15 protein-coding genes and 1 tRNA gene are annotated in these 18,722 nt (G+C 37.9%); 8 read left to right on the top strand and 8 right to left on the bottom strand.

Translation table 11 applies throughout. From position 1 onward, the window contains the following. Positions 1 to 59: 59 nt before the first annotated feature. Positions 60 to 389: a magnetosome magnetite crystal formation protein family gene (locus tag G5W_RS0116320; protein WP_010098303.1), complete on the top strand. Its 330-nt coding sequence runs from the start codon at positions 60 to 62 to the stop codon at positions 387 to 389. A 647-nt stretch (positions 390 to 1,036) separates the two neighbouring features. On the opposite strand, the gene G5W_RS0116310 is transcribed toward G5W_RS0116320, so the two are convergent. Further along, positions 1,037 to 1,109 (bottom strand) — tRNA-Ala (locus G5W_RS0116310). A 117-nt stretch (positions 1,110 to 1,226) separates the two neighbouring features. On the opposite strand from G5W_RS0116310, the gene nagZ reads away from it, so the two are divergent. Then, positions 1,227 to 2,906: a beta-N-acetylhexosaminidase gene (gene nagZ / locus G5W_RS0116305; protein ID WP_010098299.1), complete on the top strand. Its 1,680-nt coding sequence runs from the start codon at positions 1,227 to 1,229 to the stop codon at positions 2,904 to 2,906. A gap of 454 nt (positions 2,907 to 3,360) precedes the next feature. Here nagZ and G5W_RS0116290 read toward each other — a convergent pair whose 3' ends face one another. After that, a complete protein-coding gene (locus G5W_RS0116290) occupies positions 3,361 to 3,933 on the bottom strand; it encodes a hypothetical protein (RefSeq protein WP_010098295.1) in 573 nt (190 codons plus the stop codon). A gap of 289 nt (positions 3,934 to 4,222) precedes the next feature. Between G5W_RS0116290 and G5W_RS0116285 the strand changes: the two genes are divergently transcribed. Next, positions 4,223 to 7,921: a 5'-nucleotidase C-terminal domain-containing protein gene (locus tag G5W_RS0116285; protein ID WP_010098294.1), complete on the top strand. Its 3,699-nt coding sequence runs from the start codon at positions 4,223 to 4,225 to the stop codon at positions 7,919 to 7,921. A gap of 243 nt (positions 7,922 to 8,164) precedes the next feature. Here G5W_RS0116285 and G5W_RS0116275 read toward each other — a convergent pair whose 3' ends face one another. Both G5W_RS0116275 and G5W_RS0116270 read right to left on the bottom strand, forming a co-directional pair. Next, positions 8,165 to 10,234, bottom strand: a complete 2,070-nt coding sequence (locus G5W_RS0116275) for an ankyrin repeat domain-containing protein (protein ID WP_010098292.1) — start codon at positions 10,232 to 10,234, stop codon at positions 8,165 to 8,167. Further along, positions 10,200 to 10,745, bottom strand: a complete 546-nt coding sequence (locus G5W_RS0116270; RefSeq protein WP_033445731.1) for an RNA polymerase sigma factor — start codon at positions 10,743 to 10,745, stop codon at positions 10,200 to 10,202. Before G5W_RS0116270 ends, G5W_RS0116275 begins: the two co-directional genes overlap by 35 nt. Positions 10,746 to 10,933: 188 nt before the next feature. Here G5W_RS0116270 and G5W_RS0116265 point away from each other — a divergent pair, with 188 nt between their 5' ends. The 4 genes from G5W_RS0116265 to G5W_RS0116250 all read left to right on the top strand — a co-directional run bounded on the left by G5W_RS0116265 (position 10,934) and on the right by G5W_RS0116250 (position 14,310). Next, entirely contained in the window at positions 10,934 to 11,206 is a 273-nt protein-coding gene (locus tag G5W_RS0116265) for a YhdT family protein (protein ID WP_010098290.1), read from the top strand. Further along, positions 11,207 to 12,709, top strand: coding sequence for a sodium/pantothenate symporter (panF, locus tag G5W_RS0116260; RefSeq protein ID WP_010098288.1), 1,503 nt, complete (start codon positions 11,207 to 11,209; stop codon positions 12,707 to 12,709). Positions 12,710 to 12,762: 53 nt separating this feature from the next. Continuing rightward, complete coding sequence (locus tag G5W_RS0116255; protein ID WP_010098286.1) at positions 12,763 to 13,158, top strand: thiol-disulfide oxidoreductase DCC family protein; 396 nt, start codon at positions 12,763 to 12,765, stop codon at positions 13,156 to 13,158. Positions 13,159 to 13,260: 102 nt separating this feature from the next. Next, positions 13,261 to 14,310, top strand: a complete 1,050-nt coding sequence (locus G5W_RS0116250) for a DUF4097 family beta strand repeat-containing protein (protein ID WP_010098284.1) — start codon at positions 13,261 to 13,263, stop codon at positions 14,308 to 14,310. Between the two features lie 41 nt (positions 14,311 to 14,351). On the opposite strand, the gene G5W_RS0116245 is transcribed toward G5W_RS0116250, so the two are convergent. The 4 genes from G5W_RS0116245 to G5W_RS0116230 all read right to left on the bottom strand — a co-directional run bounded on the left by G5W_RS0116245 (position 14,352) and on the right by G5W_RS0116230 (position 17,965). Beyond that, positions 14,352 to 16,343, bottom strand: a complete 1,992-nt coding sequence (locus tag G5W_RS0116245; protein ID WP_010098282.1) for an acetoacetate--CoA ligase — start codon at positions 16,341 to 16,343, stop codon at positions 14,352 to 14,354. A gap of 171 nt (positions 16,344 to 16,514) precedes the next feature. Beyond that, entirely contained in the window at positions 16,515 to 17,039 is a 525-nt protein-coding gene (locus tag G5W_RS0116240; RefSeq protein ID WP_010098281.1) for a type 1 glutamine amidotransferase domain-containing protein, read from the bottom strand. Between the two features lie 177 nt (positions 17,040 to 17,216). After that, complete coding sequence (locus G5W_RS0116235) at positions 17,217 to 17,462, bottom strand: hypothetical protein (RefSeq protein ID WP_010098280.1); 246 nt, start codon at positions 17,460 to 17,462, stop codon at positions 17,217 to 17,219. A 59-nt stretch (positions 17,463 to 17,521) separates the two neighbouring features. After that, positions 17,522 to 17,965 carry a YueI family protein gene (locus tag G5W_RS0116230; protein WP_010098279.1) on the bottom strand — a complete coding sequence of 148 codons (444 nt, stop codon included), beginning with the start codon at positions 17,963 to 17,965 and terminating at the stop codon, positions 17,522 to 17,524. A 110-nt stretch (positions 17,966 to 18,075) separates the two neighbouring features. On the opposite strand from G5W_RS0116230, the gene G5W_RS0116225 reads away from it, so the two are divergent. Then, complete coding sequence (locus G5W_RS0116225) at positions 18,076 to 18,720, top strand: lysoplasmalogenase (RefSeq protein WP_010098278.1); 645 nt, start codon at positions 18,076 to 18,078, stop codon at positions 18,718 to 18,720. The last annotated feature ends 2 nt before the right edge of the window (positions 18,721 to 18,722 follow it).

Genomic DNA, 18,722 nt, shown 5'->3' with positions numbered 1-18,722 from the left:
GCTCATACACGTTATAAGATATATAGGGCAGAATAAAAGTATGAAAAGGAGGAAATATATTGGCTACTACAGAGGATGATCGCTTGTTTGCCATGCTATTATATGTATTAAGCATACCAGCTCCAATTTTGGGACCATTATTAATTTGGTTGTTAAAAAGAGATACTTCGGACTTTGTGGATTATCATGGAAAAGAGTATTTTAATTTCATCGTATCCTTCGCTATATACGGGTTTATAAGTGTTGTTTTAATGATTCTGCTGATTGGATTTTTACTGTCATTTGCGGTGGGGATTACAGCATTTATTTTGACTATTATTGCTGCGGTTAAAGCTTATCAAGGGGAAGCATACAAGATTCCTTTGGTTATTCCTTTTATTAGGACATAAAGAATAGAGTGTTAGGACTTTATTGTTTAAATATCGGGGAAGATTGGAATGGTTAATGGCTATCTCAATAAAAGATAGGGCGGTTCTCATGATTTCATTCATTGAATCACAAGAACCTTCCCTTTTTATCACTTAACTTCTGGTATTCCTAGCATTAGACCTACCTTTATTCCGTCTTTCTTCATCTGGTCTTTTTGCTTTATTTTGTTTTTCCTTTGGTGCATGTGAATCTTTAACCATATCGTTTCCTCCTTTGTTGGCTAAAATTAAGATTGTTGCCTAGTGTTATTGTTTTCGGATTTTGTGGTTCTATTCAGGGGATGGTTGGACGGGGATAAGTCACTCGTCTCAGTATTAACTGCATGTTCTGGAGTGCAATGAGACTATCAATATGGTTCAGAAGGAAGAGTATGTCGTGGATAACTACATAAATATCACCTAATTATCAACGAACATTATCAGTTGAGAATTTAGGTAATATTATACTTATCTTGTAGCTAACCACGGTTTTATATAAGTCCATCCTAACTTACCTAATCTTGTGTATATTTTCATCCAGAAAAATCTGCAATTCGTTTTATAATTGTGCAAAAAAATTAAAGGACTCAATCCCAATAATTATATGGATTGAGTTCTTTCTGTATCAATGGAGCATAGCGGGCTCGAACCGCTGACCTTTGCACTGCCAGTGCAACGCTCTCCCAGCTGAGCTAATGCCCCTAGGTTTAATCTTATTATACTCACTCCATAATCCTTTTTCAACATAATAAGGATACAACTATAATAGAGTAATAAGAGTAGAAAATTCTAACTTGGATATAGGAGAAGGAGTAGGAAATGAAAAAAATCACGTTTGCTCTTGGAATTGTAACGGTCTTTCTCGTCGTAATAGTTGCTGTTTTCGGACGAGATTTATTTACCTCACAGGCTACTTTTTCATTTCAGGAAGCAATGGAAATGGAAAGGGCTCCTATTGAAAAGGTCGGTATACATACCAATAGACTCATTCTACAGATTTTACAGGAGGCATCTGTAGGAAAGGTTCCGAATGTATCCATTACTGCTGGAGAATCCGATTGGAAAGAGATTGTAAAGGAGTGGGGAGAACCTACAGAGACAATCTGCACAGGAGACGGAATATTTGTAGATTATCCAGAGAAGCGTGTTAGCTTTGGCCATAAAGATTCGACTATATTTGAAGTGCGATCTTTTAGTCCTGAAATCACTTTTATCACTTTTGAACAGATTATGGAACTAGTAGGAGAACCAAAAGAACAACGTTATTATAAAGATGCTGAGGTAGATCAACTTATTCTAGTTTATCAAGTGAACGAAACCTATAAGCTAAAATTTGTCTTGTCTAGACCAACTAATACTAATGCAAATCCTAATGTTCACCATATTAATGTATACTCAGATCCGGCTAAACATTTACCATCGACTAAGAGATTACTAGAGTCTATGACTCTCGAAGAAAAGATTGGGCAAATGATTATTGCTGGCATAGATGGGACGACACCAACACCAGAAACAAAAAAGCTTATTAAAGATTATCATGTTGGAGGAATCATCTTTTTCAGTGACAATTTAACAAGCTATAAGCAATCATTGGCTTTAATAAATGTTCTAAAACAGCTAAATTCGGTTAATGAAATTCCATTATTCCTTTCTGTAGACCAAGAAGGTGGACGTGTAACAAGACTTCCTGGATTAGAGGAGCATCCATCTAATAAAGAAATAGGCTTACAGGATGACCCTCGGCTTTCCTACCAATACGGAAGCATCCTAGCAAAAGAATTACTAGCATTTGGAATGAATGTAAACTTTGCCCCTGTTGTAGATGTAAATAATAATCCCAAAAACCCAGTCATTGGGGACCGAGCATTTGGGAATAATGTTCCGCTGGTGAGTAGGCTAAGCATACCAATGATGAAGGGAATGAAGGACAATCAAATCATACCAGTTATCAAGCATTTTCCTGGTCATGGTGATACAGAGGTTGATTCACATTTAGAGCTTCCGCGGATTGATAAGACTATGCAAGAGCTCCAACAAGTAGAATTAGTTCCATTTAAGGAAGCGATAGCAGAAGGTGCCGAAGTCGTCATGGTGGCACATATTCTTTTTCCGCAATTAGATTCCCAATATCCTTCCTCAATGTCGAAACCGATTATTACCGATTTACTTAGAGAGAAACTAGGTTTTAATGGTGTTATAATTACGGATGATATGATGATGGATGCAATTGAAAATCATTATGAAATCGGTGAAGCTGCTGTTCAATCTGTAAAAGCTGGTAGTGACATCCTCTTAATTAGTGAACACTATGAGGATATAGTAAGGGCTATTGATGCAGTAAAGGGAGCGGTTGAGAACGGTGAGATAAGTGAAAAGCGAATTGATGAGAGTGTAGAGAGAATCATTCGTTTGAAGGAAAAATATGATATTAACGATAATCAAGTACAATATCAAGATTTACAGGATATTAATCAGCTAATTAAAAAAATAGAGGAGTAGGATTGCTTTTTTGGGGCAATCCTATTTTATTTCTTTGTATTCCTGGTATTCGATAGATTCTCCATTTCAGATTCGAAATCTCAGCCAAAATCGCATTGAGACGTTTTATCAACACCATTTCGACCGAAATCTCAGCCAAAATGGCGTCGAGAGGCTTTATCAACTACATTTCTACCAAAATCTCAGCCAAAATGGCGTTGAGACGCTTTATCAACTTCATTTCCATCGAAATCTCAGCCGAAATGGCGTTGAGAGGCTTTAACAACTTCATTTCCATCGAATTATCAGCCAAAATGGTGTTGAGAGGCTTTATCAACTTCATTTCCATCGAATTATCAGCCAAAATTGTGTTGAGACGCTTTATCAACTTCATTTCCATCGAAATCTCAGCCGAAATGGCGTTGAGACGCTTTATCAACTTCATTTTTGCCGAAAACTAAGCAAAATTTCCTCCCTAATCTTCCCAATAGAACAAGGCGTCAAATATTTTATAAGGCGGATCAGCAAGGATAGTTGGTATTTTTGCTTGAAAAGGCAGAGCTTGATGAAGGTAAGATTTATCCATAATTTTGTATTGGAATTTGTCTAACACTTTTTTAATGCTCTCAACCTGTTCTGTCCAGTCCCCAGGTGGAAGTCTATTTACAGTATGACTGTGAATGAAACCACTGCTTCCGCCGTTTCTATGCTTGGTAACTTGATCGCTTCCTAAAATTGCGATAGGTGCTAGTCTGTTTATATAGACCCGTATACCATCAATAGTTGTTTCGTATTCATCTATTTGAGTAGAAGTTCCATCCCTTTTCCAACAAAATACATCGACATAGGAAGCATACCCACTTCCATAGCTGTTGAAGTCTGCTTCGTGTAGTAGGTTTCTGATTCCGCCAAAAGAACCTACTACCTTTGAAATATAGGTATCTATTTCTTGATGGTTGTACTCTTTCAAGTTGTAAGGATAAAACACTCCAATAGGATCACCTGCAATTATTCTTTGCAGTTCTTGGTTCGAGAATGTAATGGACATTGTCACGACCTCCTTCTTTAGGAGTAAGTATTATTTTAATTAATTTTAGTGTTCTTGTGATCGTTTGTAAACTGGAATGGAGATTTACTAACAAGTGAGGAGCTGTCAGAAAAAAGTACTAATTATACCTATGGGTCATTCATACTGTTTTCTATAAAATCATAGTCTAATAGTAGTGATTTTTCATATCTTTACAAAAACACGATAGAAAGGGCACTTCTTATGTGGTATTAATGAATTGTAAGACACACTTAAGTAGGGTGTATCTATGAAAAAATGGAGGGAAAACATGAAGAAAGCATCAGTTAAAAAGTTATTCAATCTATTTCTTATCTTTTCACTAGTTTTCATGAATACGACAACTGTTCTTGCCAATACAGCTAGTGAAGCAGAGCAATTTGCCGAAGACTTATTTATCTCTGAGTATTTGGAGGGTGGTTCATTCAATAAGGCTATCGAGATTTATAATGGGACAGGAGAAGCGGTTGATTTATCAGCTTATCAATTGGAGTTATATAGTAATGGGGCTTCTTCACCAACCCAGACGGTAACATTATCGGGTGTACTTGCCCATGGTGATGTTTTGGTATTAGCACATCCTAGTGCAAGCGCAGAAATTTTAGCGGTTGCTGATGTAATAAATGGTGCAGTTATTAATTTTAATGGTGATGATGCAGTTGCACTTAAGAGCCAAGGTAGTTTACTAGATGTATTAGGTACGATAGGTACAAGAGATAATTATGGAGCTGATAAAACCTTAGTTAGAAATTCCTCCATCATTGCTCCAAGCGCAAGTTATAATTCTACTGAGTGGACTAATCAAGGGAAAGACAATTTTACATACTTAGGTTATCACGAGATGGATGGTGTAGATGCTGGTGACCCAGGGAACCCGGGAGAGCCTGGAGAACCAGGAGAGGTATCGCCAATTCAACAAATTCGTAATCTATCAGATGGTACTGTTGTAACGGTGGAAGGTATCGTACTTGCAGATAGTGACAAGATTAGTAATCCAGGACAATTTACAACGTATATACAGGATGAAACAGCTGGTATTAATATTTTTTCTTATGAAAAGGGAAGTCTACCTTCTTTATCGAAGGGTGATCGAGTTCAAATTGTTGGGGAACTAGATTCCTATAATGGATTAAAGGAGATTATTCCAACATCTATTGATATAATCGCAGAAAATCAACCTTTACCAGAGGTTCAAACGATAACTTTAGAAGATTTACAGAACCCTGCCATTGCGGAAAGCTATGAGGGGGAATTAGTTCAAGTTAATGCGTTTATCAATAATATTCCAGGTAGTCCTGCAGGTGGGGGATATAATGTTTCCCTAGTGGATGCGGATTTTAATGGTGCGACATTACGCGTGATGCAAAACGCGCTTGATATTTCTTTAGTAGAATCGGATAAGTGGTATGATATTACAGCCATTGTTAGCCAGTATAATGACTACCAATTAATCCCGACTGAACAGGCAGATATTAGGTTGGCTGATGAACAACCAGATCCACCTTCAGCGGGAGGGTACTATGAAACTACTGTTGCGAGTATAACAGACGGGGATACGATCCGTATTGCAACACCAGTTTTTGGTGAGACAAGAGTTCGTTTTCTAAATATGGATACAGCAGAAACCTATGATGCACATAATAATGACCCAGCACGAGCGGAAATTAACCGAAATCAAAAGTACTATGGTGAATTAGCGAAGTCGTATATTAGTGAGTTAATTCAGCCGGGTGATGAAATATACTTAAAAATTGGTGATGAGCCAACAGACGATTATGGACGAATTTTGGCAGAAGTGATTCGAAAAGAAGATAACTTAAATATTAACCTGGAAATGGTAGCACAAGGGTATGCATCAACATACTTCCTTGCACCTATTGATGAGGAAGCCTATCCACTGTACCAAGAGGCTGTTAGAGAAGCGAAGGATGCAGGTCTTGGTATCTGGAATCCAGAGGATCCATTACTGGAGCTTCCATTTGTATTCCGTGCGTTTGATGATAAAAAAGGATTATTACGATATGTTGGTAATTCAGATACACGACAATATGTAGCTCCAGAGGATTGGGCGGATGTACCAGTAGATAAACGAATTTTCTTTGTAAGCTCAGGAGAAGCGGAAAGCTATGGATTTACTCCTGCTAACGGGAATGGAAATGAAGAACCGAACCTATTGGATGTTCAAATATTAAGTATGAATGACCTTCACGGAAAAATTGATCAGGAGTATATGATTGATCCAAATGGTGATGGCGTACGTGATATGTATGGTCGCATGGATTACACAGCTTCCGCGATTAAAGAGCGTGAAGCAGAGAACCCTAATACATTAATCGTACATGCAGGAGATATGATTGGTGGAAGCTCACCCGTTTCTGGTTTATTACAAGATGAGCCAACGGTTGAGATTATGGAAGAGATCGGGTTTGATGTAGGAACAGTAGGTAACCATGAATTTGACGAAGGGCTTGCTGAGCTTCTTCGCATGGTAAATGGTGGGGACCATCCAGATGGAAAGGGAACAGAAGGGTATGATGGAATGAACTTCCCAGTCCTTTGTGCAAACTGTGTATATGAGGACAGTGGGGAGACCTTCTTAGATCCTTACTATATTGCAAATGTTGATGGCGTAGATATTGGTTTTATTGGAGTAAATACCGTTGAAACAGTCAACATGGTTATGCCTTCATCTCTTGAAGGAATAGCGTTTACAGATGAAGCGGAGGCAGTTAATCGTGCTGCAGAAGAGCTTGCGGATCAAGGAGTGAAAGCAATCATTGTATTAGCACATATGCCTGCTTACCAGTCTGGTGATAATGCAACCGGCGCTGCTGCCGACCTAGCTAATGCAGTAAACGATGAAGTGGACATTATTTTCGCAGCGCACAATCATGCGGTAAATAATGCAGTTGTGGACAATAAGTTAATCGTTCAAGCAAATGAATATGGTAAAGCCTTTGCGGATGTCGATATTCAGATTGACCGTACAACAGGTGACATTGTAACAAAAGAAGCAGAGATTGTATTTGTGAAACAAAGTGATTTTGCTCAGGATCCAGTCGTTGCTGAAACCCTTGCGCATTATGCTGAGGAAATTGCGCCAATCATAAATGAGGTCGTTGGTTATAACGCGCAGGATTTAACCGGCAGTTATTCCAATACGAGTGACCACGGCTTAGGAAATTTAATCGCAGATGGCATGAAGTGGGCGATGGGCAGTGACTTTGCGATGCAAAATGGTGGAGGAATTCGCGATATCTTATTGGCAGGCCCGATTACATGGGGTGAGCTTTATAATATCCTACCATTTGGTAATACCCTGATGACTGTTGAAATTAAAGGTGCTGACCTTTATCCAATTCTAAATGAACAATTATCTGGCTATGGAGCAGATTATAGTATTGCTGGCTTTCACTATACCTTTAACCCTGAATTGCAGCAGGTAGTGGATATTACTTTACCTGATGGTTCACCAATCGATATGGATGCTGTTTATACCTTAACAGTTAACAATTATATGGGAACATCAGATGGTCCAATAAAAGAACTAGGTAAAAATCCTACAATGGGACCAGTTGATGTTGACGCAGCAGTAGACTTTGTACGCAGTCTTAATAGTAGCGAAGCGAATCCAATCGTATATGAATCAGAAGGTAGAATCTCAACTACAGATAAGGTTCCAGGTGAAGAGCCTGAACCAGAGCCGACATTTGTGGAGATACCAGTTAAGAAAAATAATGGTACAGCAACCGTTCAGACAATTCATTTAGAAGCATTAGAACATGGTGCTCATGCTGTTATAAACATTTACAATGCAAAGAAACCTCGTAATTTACTGTTGAATAAAAAGCAAGTTGATATATTAAAAGAAAAAGAGATTGTGTTAGTGGTGACCAACGGCACTACATCTAAAACATTCGTGATGGCAGATGTAACAGATAAAGTGCTAAAGGTTAGTTTAGAAGAATAGTATTAGAGGGTATCTCCGTTTAGGGAGGTACCTTTTTTTGGTTGGAATTGCCTGAGTCCCAATAAGAATGGCCGAAAAGGATGGGGATATCGCCGTAGGTCCGGTTGAAATCGCCGATACATCAGGGAAAATTGCTGAACCCGAGATCAGGATTGGCCGCAGTATGCTGGTGAAACGTGTTCACCGAGGCTGGATTGTTTGAAAATAAAAAGGCGAACCTAATTGAGGTTCGCCTTTTGCATATCAAGGTGTCCACTCTCGATGCAACATACCGACAAGTTTCCATTCACCTTGATATTCTTCAAATATTAATGTTAATTGCATCCAACTTAGGTCATCACCTTTCACTGTCTCATAGAATGAGTACTGAACCATATGAGCAACAGGGAATACATCTCTAATTGTCTCAGTGAAAAATTCTGGACCGGATAAATTCTGTTGATTGACGTAGAAGGTATCAGGCTGTGCTTTCGTATATAGATATTCATCAAAGAAACCTGCTGGTGTCAATTCTATTGGTAAACCACTTGAACCATGATCACCCCAACGATACACGGTTGTATCTTGTAATAAGCTTGGTATTTCTTCTGTATGAAAGATTAAAGGCTCATGATTCTCAGACATGTCATTAGGCTTTACCTGAAGAAACGGTGCTATTAGTACACCTTTTTCAGGATGAACATGGCTAGATAGTTCTTCCATGTTATGTTCTGCAAGTATGCTAAATACGGTATCCGCATGTTCCTTAATACCTGGCTTTTTATAATGCAACTCCATCGCTATAATGTCTGTTTCGTTTTTTGGGTAGGAAACAGTTCCATCGTAAATGAACCGTAGCTCATAGTGCTTCAGATTATAAGACATGATACTCATAGATTCAGCATCGTTCAAAGAGCTCGGAGCACCTAGAGCATTTTCTATATCGGCTACAGTCACGTTATCTCCTGGATTCAATTCATAGCGGTAAGCCGAATACATATTTTCATCATCGTTTTTAATGAAGATGTGATCGCCATAAACATCTGCCGTGCCACCCTCTAATTTATAGGATTCAAAGGGCTCTTCAAATTGAGCAGGAAAAGAAGTGGAATCTGCTGGCACCTGAATTGCTGGCAATTTCGGCAATCTACCAATATCAGACAATGATAGAAGACCACTCTCTGGAACTAACATCTCGGACAAGGATGGTTTCTGGCTAACCAACCAATTTTCTAGTTCATATCCTTCCTTTGGCGTAGCACCATGCTGAAGTAATAGGTCACTAATTGTCTTATTACCTACCTTGCCAGCCATCCATAGTACGGAAACATCACTGTTGGAAGTAACAGTTGTATTTGGATTTGCACCAGCTTCTAAAAGGATCTTCACCATTTCTGATTGGTGCCCATAAACAGCAATGACTAAAGCATTATAATCACGAGCATTCCGATGATTTATGTCTGCCCCGTTTTCTAATAGAAGGGAGGCTACCTTTGTGTTAGTAGTTATCGTTAATGGTGTGTCTAGTTGATTGTTTGTTACATTAGGGTTTGCGTTTAACTGTAAAAGCTTTAAGACAATAGATTCTAGATTTTCCTTTGCGGCGATAAGAAGTGCTCTATCCGGGTTAGCGCCTTGCTGTACAAAGTCAATAATTTTATCCCAGTTTCTTTCGCTAGGTGCCTTAGCTAGTTCATCATCAAATAGTACTGAAATCTCCTCTCCATTATCATCCTCTGACTTTCCTTCTCCGTCCTCTTGCGATAATAGGTATTCATCTGTAAAGAACTTCTCTTTAAATTCCAGCCATTTGGAAGATTCAACTTCATACAGAATGCCATCAATGGAGACTAGTTCAGAATTACTGTTAAATTGAAGCACCTGTAGCAGTTCGCCATCTTTATCATAGAGCTCGACTTTTTCTTCTAAACCATTTAAACTCTTTACATTGCTTTCAGTGAGTTCCATAGATCCAACAGTCTCCATAAATAATGTAATCATCGGTGACTCTTCCGTTGAATAGTGTTCCTCGTTAATAGCTCCATCTATTTTTACGATATCCCCCTCAACTAAATCCAACAGTGGTAATGTAGCCTGAGTTTGTTCTTGCCCTGCATTCCCAATTACTAATACCGCAAAAATTAAAATAGCTGCTAGTGCTCCAATCGTAGAACTAATTGCTCTAAAATTACGTTTCTTCTTTCGAGTCGCTTGTGTAACACGTGTATTTAAAATCGTTTGTTTGATTTGTAAAGCTCTATGTTTGGTTATGTCCGGTTTGGGCATCATTCGTAATTGTTCATCTAACGATTCTAGGTGATTTGGTCTCTTCATAAGAGAAACACCTCCTTAGTTCTTCATGTAATGCTAGCTTTGCCCGATGATGTGTCGACTTAACTTTACTTTCACTCCATCTTAGAATTTTTGCTGTCTCTTGAACGGAAAGTTCTTTTATTCCTCTTAGAATAATGACATCTTGATAGTTTGATTTTAATTGGTGGATACAACGGTATATTGCTTTCGTATCCTCATTGAGGTCCATGATGGTTTCTGGTGATACATTTGTACTTGGTTCATTGGCATCATCAAGTGGAACCGTATTAGCCCATTTCTTTGCTTTTTTCTTCCTCGATTCATCAATAGCTAGATTGCGCGCAATACTAAATAACCACGTCTTTGGCGTAGCATTCTCTTTAAAACTGTTAAATCCCTTTAATGCTTTTATGAAGACTTCCTGCAGTAAGTCTTCTGCTTCGGATGGACCCACACGATATATTAAAAAATGATAAATATCATTCCCATAGCGTTCAAACCAATCTGAAATTGTTTCATGCGACACGTACATCACCCCCTGGTTTTCAATACATTAGACGAATAATAAGCAACAAAATTGCATTTTTTATTAAATTAATTAAAAAATAGGATAGGAAACTTTAAAACCCATCAGGTGTTGGCGGGTATTTCCATTTATATACCTTATACTATATAGTAGAAATATGATTTGTACATATGACCAGTTAAGGAGGTTCAGTCGTGCAGGATAAAAAACATAACTGGATTAAAATTGCTAACCGGGAGGCCTTGATAGGAGTAGGTTTAGTAATTATAAATTTTATATGGTGGTATGCTTTTGCATATGGGTTAGGTAGTAAGGACCCAGATGAATATCGCTATATTTTTGGACTACCAGATTGGTTTTTCTATAGTTGTGTAGTAGGTTTTATTGTTATGGTTGTTTTAGTCATCTTGGTAATCAAAATGTTTTTTGTTGAAATTCCCTTCGACGAGGAAGAGGAGAATGAATAAATGAATTGGGTTGCTATTATTCCGTTAATTATTTTTTTAGCTATCATTTTTTGGGTAGGTTTATATGCCAGTAGGTATGTGCAGTCGTCTAAAACCTTTATGCAAGAATACTTTCTTGGTGAAAGAAGTTTAGGTGGCTTTGTCCTAGCGATGACGATGACGGCCACGTATGGAAGTGCGAGCAGTTTCATCGGTGGTCCTGGAACGGCTTATACACAGGGACTTGGCTGGGTGTTGTTAGCTATGTCACAAGTAGTAACAGGTTATTTTGTTTTAATGGTACTTGGGAAAAAGTTTGCTATTGTGACAAGAAGATATAAAGCAATTACAATGGTAGATTACTTAAAAGAGCGATATAAATCTCCAGTGGTTGTCATCCTTTCTTCTATAAGTATTATTGTCTTTTTGTTTTCTGCTATGGCTGCACAATGGATTGGTGGAGCTAGATTAGTTGAATCGTTAACAGGTTTATCTTATATAACAGCGTTATTTATTTTTGCTGCATCAGTACTTATCTATGTGACCATTGGTGGATTTCGAGCTGTTGCACTAACAGATGCAGTACAGGGGACCGTTATGTTCATTGGGACATTAATATTACTAATTGCCACGATTATTGCCGGTGGAGGGATACCGAATATTATTGCTGATTTAAAAGCAGAAAATCCGAATCTCATTACTCCCTTTGGTGCAGAAGGAACATTAAGTCCAGCGTATGTGTCATCCTTTTGGATATTAGTTGGGGTCGGAGTGATTGCACTACCTCAGATAGCAGTACGCGCAATGTCGTATAAAAATGCTAAATCCATGCATCGGGCGTTAATAATCGGAACTATTGTGGTTGGATTTATTATGTTAAATATGCATCTAATTGGTGTTTTTGCGCGTCCTATCTTACCAGGTATTGATGTAGGGGATAAAGTAATGCCATTAATCGCACTGGAAACTATGCCTGCTTGGCTTGCTGGGATTGTGTTAGCTGCACCAATGGCTGCTATCATGTCGACAGTAGATTCTTTATTGATATTGGTTAGTTCTACTGTTGTAAAAGATGTTTATATCAACTATATCAAGCCAGACGCCACACACCAAACAGTAAAGCGATTGAGCCTTGCAGTTACCGCGATATTGGGTGTGATTGTACTGATAATGGCATTGGATCCACCAGATTTAATCATATGGCTGAATCTGTTTGCCTTTGGGGGTCTTGAAGCAGCATTTATTTGGCCAGTAGTTCTTGGACTTTACTGGAAGGAAGGTAACAAGTATGGAGCAATCGCATCCATTATAACTGGTGTAAGCCTATATACGTTATCCGATCTCTTACCAAAGGCATTAACCAACGTTCTATCTGCAAGTTCTCTTGATTCTATTTCATCTCTTTTCCAACCGTTTGGTATGCATGCCGTAGTAGTTCCAGTGATAGCTTCGTTCTTTGCTTATATCATTGTAAGTCTCTTAACGAGAAGGCTAATCCCAGAGCAGCTGAAACCTAAATATTGAGAAAAGCGCTCTAATATGAGCGCTTTTCCTACATGAACAAGGGGGAGTTACATTTGAAACGAATCATCTTCTTTGATGGTGAATGTAATTTGTGCAATTCAAGTGTCCAATTTGTCATTAAAAGGGATCCAAAAGGGATATATCAGTTTGCCTCGCTTCAAAGTGATTTTGGTCAACAAGTTATCTTGAAACATAGATTGCCTAAAGAGATTGATAGTTTTATCTATTTAGAGGGTGGAACCTTACATATTAAGTCAACTGCTGCCCTTAAGGTATGCAAAGGGTTAAGCGGACTTTGGAAAGTACTGTATGTATTTATCATAGTCCCAAAACCAATACGCAATCTCGTCTATGAATGTATTGCTCGGAACCGCTACAAATGGTTTGGAAAAAGGGAATCTTGTATGATCCCAACACCGGATATGCGAGACCGCTTTATTGATAATTAAATTCGGTCTTGAGACGGAGGGATTCTCCTTCATAAGGATGTTGTTTATATGAACCATTCCTGTAAACTTAATATAAATAACAGGACATAAGGGGATGAATACATGGGGATTCTGAAAGGTTTATTAAATAGTTCAAGAAAAACGATAGGGCAGGAACGATCATTTGAAATCCGAAAGCTACACGATTTTAACCTATCAGCAGATATAGCTGATGTTGGGATTATTGTACACGATCAACCAAGAATTTATATAAGCTTTGAAACATATGAAAATGGTCCGGTGTTAGAAACGATAGAGAAGGAAGATTCGTTTACAATAAGTGCAAAGCGAGAAAGTAATGGCCCGACGATCGTCATTGGAAATATTCCTAAATGTCGATTAGATATCTATGTACCTAGTGATATAGCTACCAACTGGGATATACGTGTTACATCAGGAAGAATTACAGCAGAGAATCTACTAGCAAAAACGATTCGGGTCAGTGCGACCTCAGGTAGTATAAAGTTATCCAATGTGATTACAGAGAGAGCCGAATTGAATACTAAATCCGGAAAAATCTCTGTAAATAAGTTAAACGTAGATATGTTAAAGTTTAGAGCACTCTCAGGAAAGGTTATGATTAGATCTTCCTATGGTGATATTAATGGTGAAGTAGGGTCTGGAGAAATTGCAGTTTCGGAAATTAAGGGCGATGATTTAACACTTTCAACAGGGTCTGGGCGAATTAATATAAAAGAAGTTTACTATAAAAATGTAACATTAGAAGCGGGTTCGGGAAAAATTAGTGCGGAAAGTTTTTGGGGAGAAAAGACAAATGCTCGAGTGGGATCAGGGGTAATTGATTTTAGGGATTTCCAAGGGTCTATGAAGGGGAACTCCTATTCTGGAAATATTAAAATATCTATTTCCGAAAATTCTTCTTTAGACCTAAAGACTGGAAGCGGTAATATTAATGTGGAGTTTCAAGATTTTGACATACATTCGATGTTTGATGTGAAGACTGGTTCGGGCGGTATTGTTACCAATCTCCCAATGCAAATGGAAACGCAGAAAAAGCATCACATGGTAGGGAAGGTTGGACATGGTGACAATCTAATTCGGCTTCGTACTGGTTCTGGAAAGGTCGTCATGTACACAATGAAATCTAATTAACGAAGAAGGAAGGGAAGCATACGCATTCCCTTCCTTCTTTTTTATTTTGTAATATTGAGCCTTTCTTTAGCAAATTGCTCAAAAAATACGAGTGATTCTGGATTACTTAAGGACCCTTTATTCGCAACTACATCGATTGGTTGCCCCATTAATATCTTCTTAACAGGAATCTCTAACTTTTTCCCATTTAATGTTCTGGGTAAATCATTAACCGGAATGACATCAGTAGGAACGTGTCTTGGTGAACATTGTGTTCGAATTTGATTTCGAATAGCTGTAACAATTTCATCTGTAAGTTCATGATTGTCCTTCATTAAAACAAATAACGGTACAAAGGAGTCGCCATTTACCAATGGAATATCAACTATTAAACTATCATCAATTTCCTTTATTTGATCGACTGCTCGATAGATTTCACTCGTACCTATTCTAATGCCACCGCGGTTAATTGTTGCATCGGAACGACCGTAAATGATACATGTTCCATGCCCTGTAATTTTAATATAATCACCGTGTCTCCAAATGCCTGGATACATATTAAAATAACTATCATGCATTCGACTGCCATCTTCATCATTCCAAAGATAGATGGGCATGGCTGGAAAAGGCTCTGTTAGTACCAATTCACCAACCGCATCTATCTGGGGTTCCCCTTGATCGTCGTAGCTTTCCACCTTTGCTCCAAGGCCACGACATTGAAGTTCTCCAGCATATACAGGAAGGGTAGGAACGCCTAATACGAATGCTGTACAAACATCTGTCCCTCCGCTAATTGAAGCGATGGAGAGGTCTTCTTTTACATGGTCATAGCACCACTTAAATCCTTCAGGTGGGAGCGGTGAGCCAGTTGATGAAATAGATTTTAAATGGGTTAAATCAAATTCATTACTAGGTGAAAAATCATCTTTCATACATGCCGTAATATAACTAGCAGATGTTCCGAAAATGGTCATTTTAGTTTCTTCTGCAAATTTCCATAGCATTTTTTTATCCGGGTATGCGGGATTCCCGTCATAAAGAATAATAGTGCTTCCAGTAAGTAAGCCACCAACTAGGTAATTCCACATCATCCAACCAGTTGTTGTAAACCAAAAGAAGCGGTCATTTTCATGTAAATCAGTATGGAAAGTTAATGCCTTTAGATGTTCTACCAACATTCCACCTTGGCTATGAACAATTGGCTTTGGTTTGCCAGTCGTTCCAGAAGAGAATAATATCCAAAGTGGATCATTAAAGTTCACATGCTCATAGGTTAGTTCATCACTAAAATCATGAATGGCTTGATTCCAAAGTGTTACGGAATTCAAGTCTGTGAAGGATTCCGATTCATTTAGGTAGGGTATAGCAATTGTTGCCTTTAATGTTGGTAGCTCACGTTGTATCTCCTCTACAACATCCATTCGATTAAAAATTTTGCCACCATAACGATAGCCATCGACTGTAATCATAACCTTTGGTTCGATCTGTTTAAAACGATCTATTACACTTTGTTTCCCGAAATCGGGGGAGGCGCTAGACCAAATTGCTCCAAGGCTAGCGGTTGCCAGTAAGGCTACAACAGATTCATAAATATTAGGGATATAAGCAACAATACGGTCTCCTTTAGTGACTCCTAGGCTTTTAAGTGATTTTTGGAGAGCAGTCGTATCTTGATATAGCTTCTCCCAAGTAACTTCCTGATTTCCAGTGCGGATTTCAGAGGTATGAATGATCGCAGTTTTATCTCTTTTATAATTTCTAAACACATGCTCCGCATAATTTACCTTTGCACCTTCAAACCATTTTGCACCAGGCATTTTATGAGAAGATAGGACTTTATCATAATTAGTTGGTGATTGGATATCAAAATACTCCCATATGGTTTCCCAAAAACTTTCGATATGTTGAACCGACCAATGCCAAACGGAGGAATAGTCATGGAAGTCAAGGCCTTTTTTATTCTTAAGCCAATTCATGTAAGTCGTGATATTTGCTTGATGGATTCGATCTTTATTCGGTTTCCATAATAAAGTACCTTCTTCTATTTGATTCATAATACTCCTCCCCAGTTCTTTTCATTAATCTTATTATATGTAAACGTTTTCTGTGTGTAAAGATTAGTAAAGACATCTCTGACAAAGGAAAACCCATTAATTAAATAATGGGTTCCTTCCAAATCTCTATAAATCTACGAAATAGACTTACCACTTAAACCGAAAGACTAATCAGCTTTCTGCCAGCTTATCTGCGAATGCTTTGACATAAGGAGGTAAATCAGGTGGCCTTCTACTGGAAATGATGTGGTCATCGATAATAACTGGCTCATCAAACCAAGTTGCGCCTGCGTTTTCCATATCATCTTTAATGCCAGGGGTACTGGTTACTTTTTTTCCATCTAGAATTTTAGCGGAAATTAGTACCCATCCAGCATGGCAGATTTGACCGATAGGCTTTTTGGCTTTGTCCATTTCTTTCACAAAGTGAAGTACTTCAGGATATCGTCTTAATTTGTCAGGAGCCCATCCTCCAGGTACAAGTATTGCGTCATAATCAACTATATCTATGTCATGAAATGCGTAGTCCGATTTGGCCGGGACACCGTATTTCCCTATATATTCTTTATTAGCTTCTTGGCCTACTAAATGTACAGTGGCCCCTTCTTCACGTAGGCGTAAAATAGGGTACCATAGCTCTAAGTCTTCAAATTCTTGATCGACTAATGCAATTACTTTTTTATTATATAAACGCATAAAATAACACCTCCATAATAAGTGTAACAGAAAAACACTTGTTTAAGTAATCCAAAGTCGCGATAAGAAATATTTGAGATTCACTTGCTGCATTTTGAGAGTGGTAAATTTCATAACTTTGGCTTGCCGATTTTAACGTTTCCTAACATATAAAAACCACAGTTATATCTGTGGTTTCTAAATAGGACGTTCGCCGAACTTAATAAATGTATTTTCATCTTCAACCAGTCCACATGACCCACATTGAATCCGATATTTTGGACCATTATATAGAGTGTGAAAAGGCTCTACTTGGCTGTTCGTGTAGTCATTTAAGATATCCCCGGTTTCTGGATCTAATTTTACTGGTTTGGCTACTTGCTCAATTATATTAAAGCGTGAACGATTGGTTTTACAATTAGGACAACGATACTTTTGTGTCATCATACACACCTCCAATCTTAGTATGGAGTGGAGGTGCTAAAATATACGGGGAGATATCTTTAAAAAAGACGCTTTAACTTAGACAGGAAAGATGTTTTTTTCTCTACCTCATCTTTTGTTAGTTGCTCATGATTCATATCTTCAATATAGATTTCTTCTTTATCGATTGCGTAATCATATGCCAAAACGGCTCCGATATCAGTTTCTACCTCTTCATTTGAGACTATGGTGTAAGGAACGTGATACTTATTAGCTAACTCCTTCTCTACTTTAAGGAATTTAGAAGCAATTTTGCCATTAATTAAGAGCTTCGCATTTTTATGTTGTTGTAAGCTGTTCTCGAGTTGTTGTATACCTTTGTCAGACATCACTTGACCTATCGTAAGTGCAATGACAATTCGCTCTCGCAACGTACCTAAATAATAATCCCTTTCTTCTTGCTTAGGGAGACGCGTTCCATAGATACCTTCTGTAAGATAATCCTCAACATTTTTCTTACTCATCTATTGATACCTCACTTTAGTTTTATTGTATAAAAGAACATACTAGACTGCAAAGAAAGAGGATATTTATATAAAATGGAGAACTATTTAGTGTAAGGGAGGAGATGTATTTGAAATATTTTCTAGTATGCTTGATTGTTATATTAAGTATAGCGTATCTCGTATTTGCCATATATTTAAATAAACAGGCATGGAAATACATACTAAAGCCAGGTACGATGTTATGTATTATAATTTTAGCCATGTATATAAACCCATTACATACTTCATATAGTTTCTATGTATTATTAGCATTGATTTTTTCGTTAGCAGGTGATGTGTTTCTGATGCTTGAAGATAAATGGTTTATCCATGGTTTAGCTAGTTTCCTGCTTGCGCATATCATCTATATTGTAGGATTTTTGACATCATGGACATTCGTATTTTCGAATACTTCGGCAACACTAATTATATTCATCCTAATATTAGCTACAGTATTTTTAAAAATACTCTATCCAAAGGTTTATAAGCAAGGCGGAAAATTATTCATCGTGGCAGTTGCTATCTATATTGTTATTATCTCCACCATGCTTAGCTTAGCAATACTTACCGGGTCAGTACTAGTGATAACCGCAGCTTTTTTATTCTTTATTTCGGATGCAATATTAGCATGTAATAAGTTTTATGTAAGGTTTAGATTGGCTGATTATATGGTGATGGGTACTTATTTCAGTGCGCAACTTCTTTTTGCAATTAGTGTAGGCAGCCCATTATAGGC

The sequence above is a fragment of the Ornithinibacillus scapharcae TW25 genome (genome assembly GCF_000190475.1).
Classification (GTDB): Bacteria; Bacillota; Bacilli; order Bacillales; family Amphibacillaceae; genus Ornithinibacillus; species Ornithinibacillus scapharcae.
The sequence above is the reverse complement of the archived record's forward strand: the minus strand, read 5'-3'. Positions and strand labels throughout refer to the sequence as shown.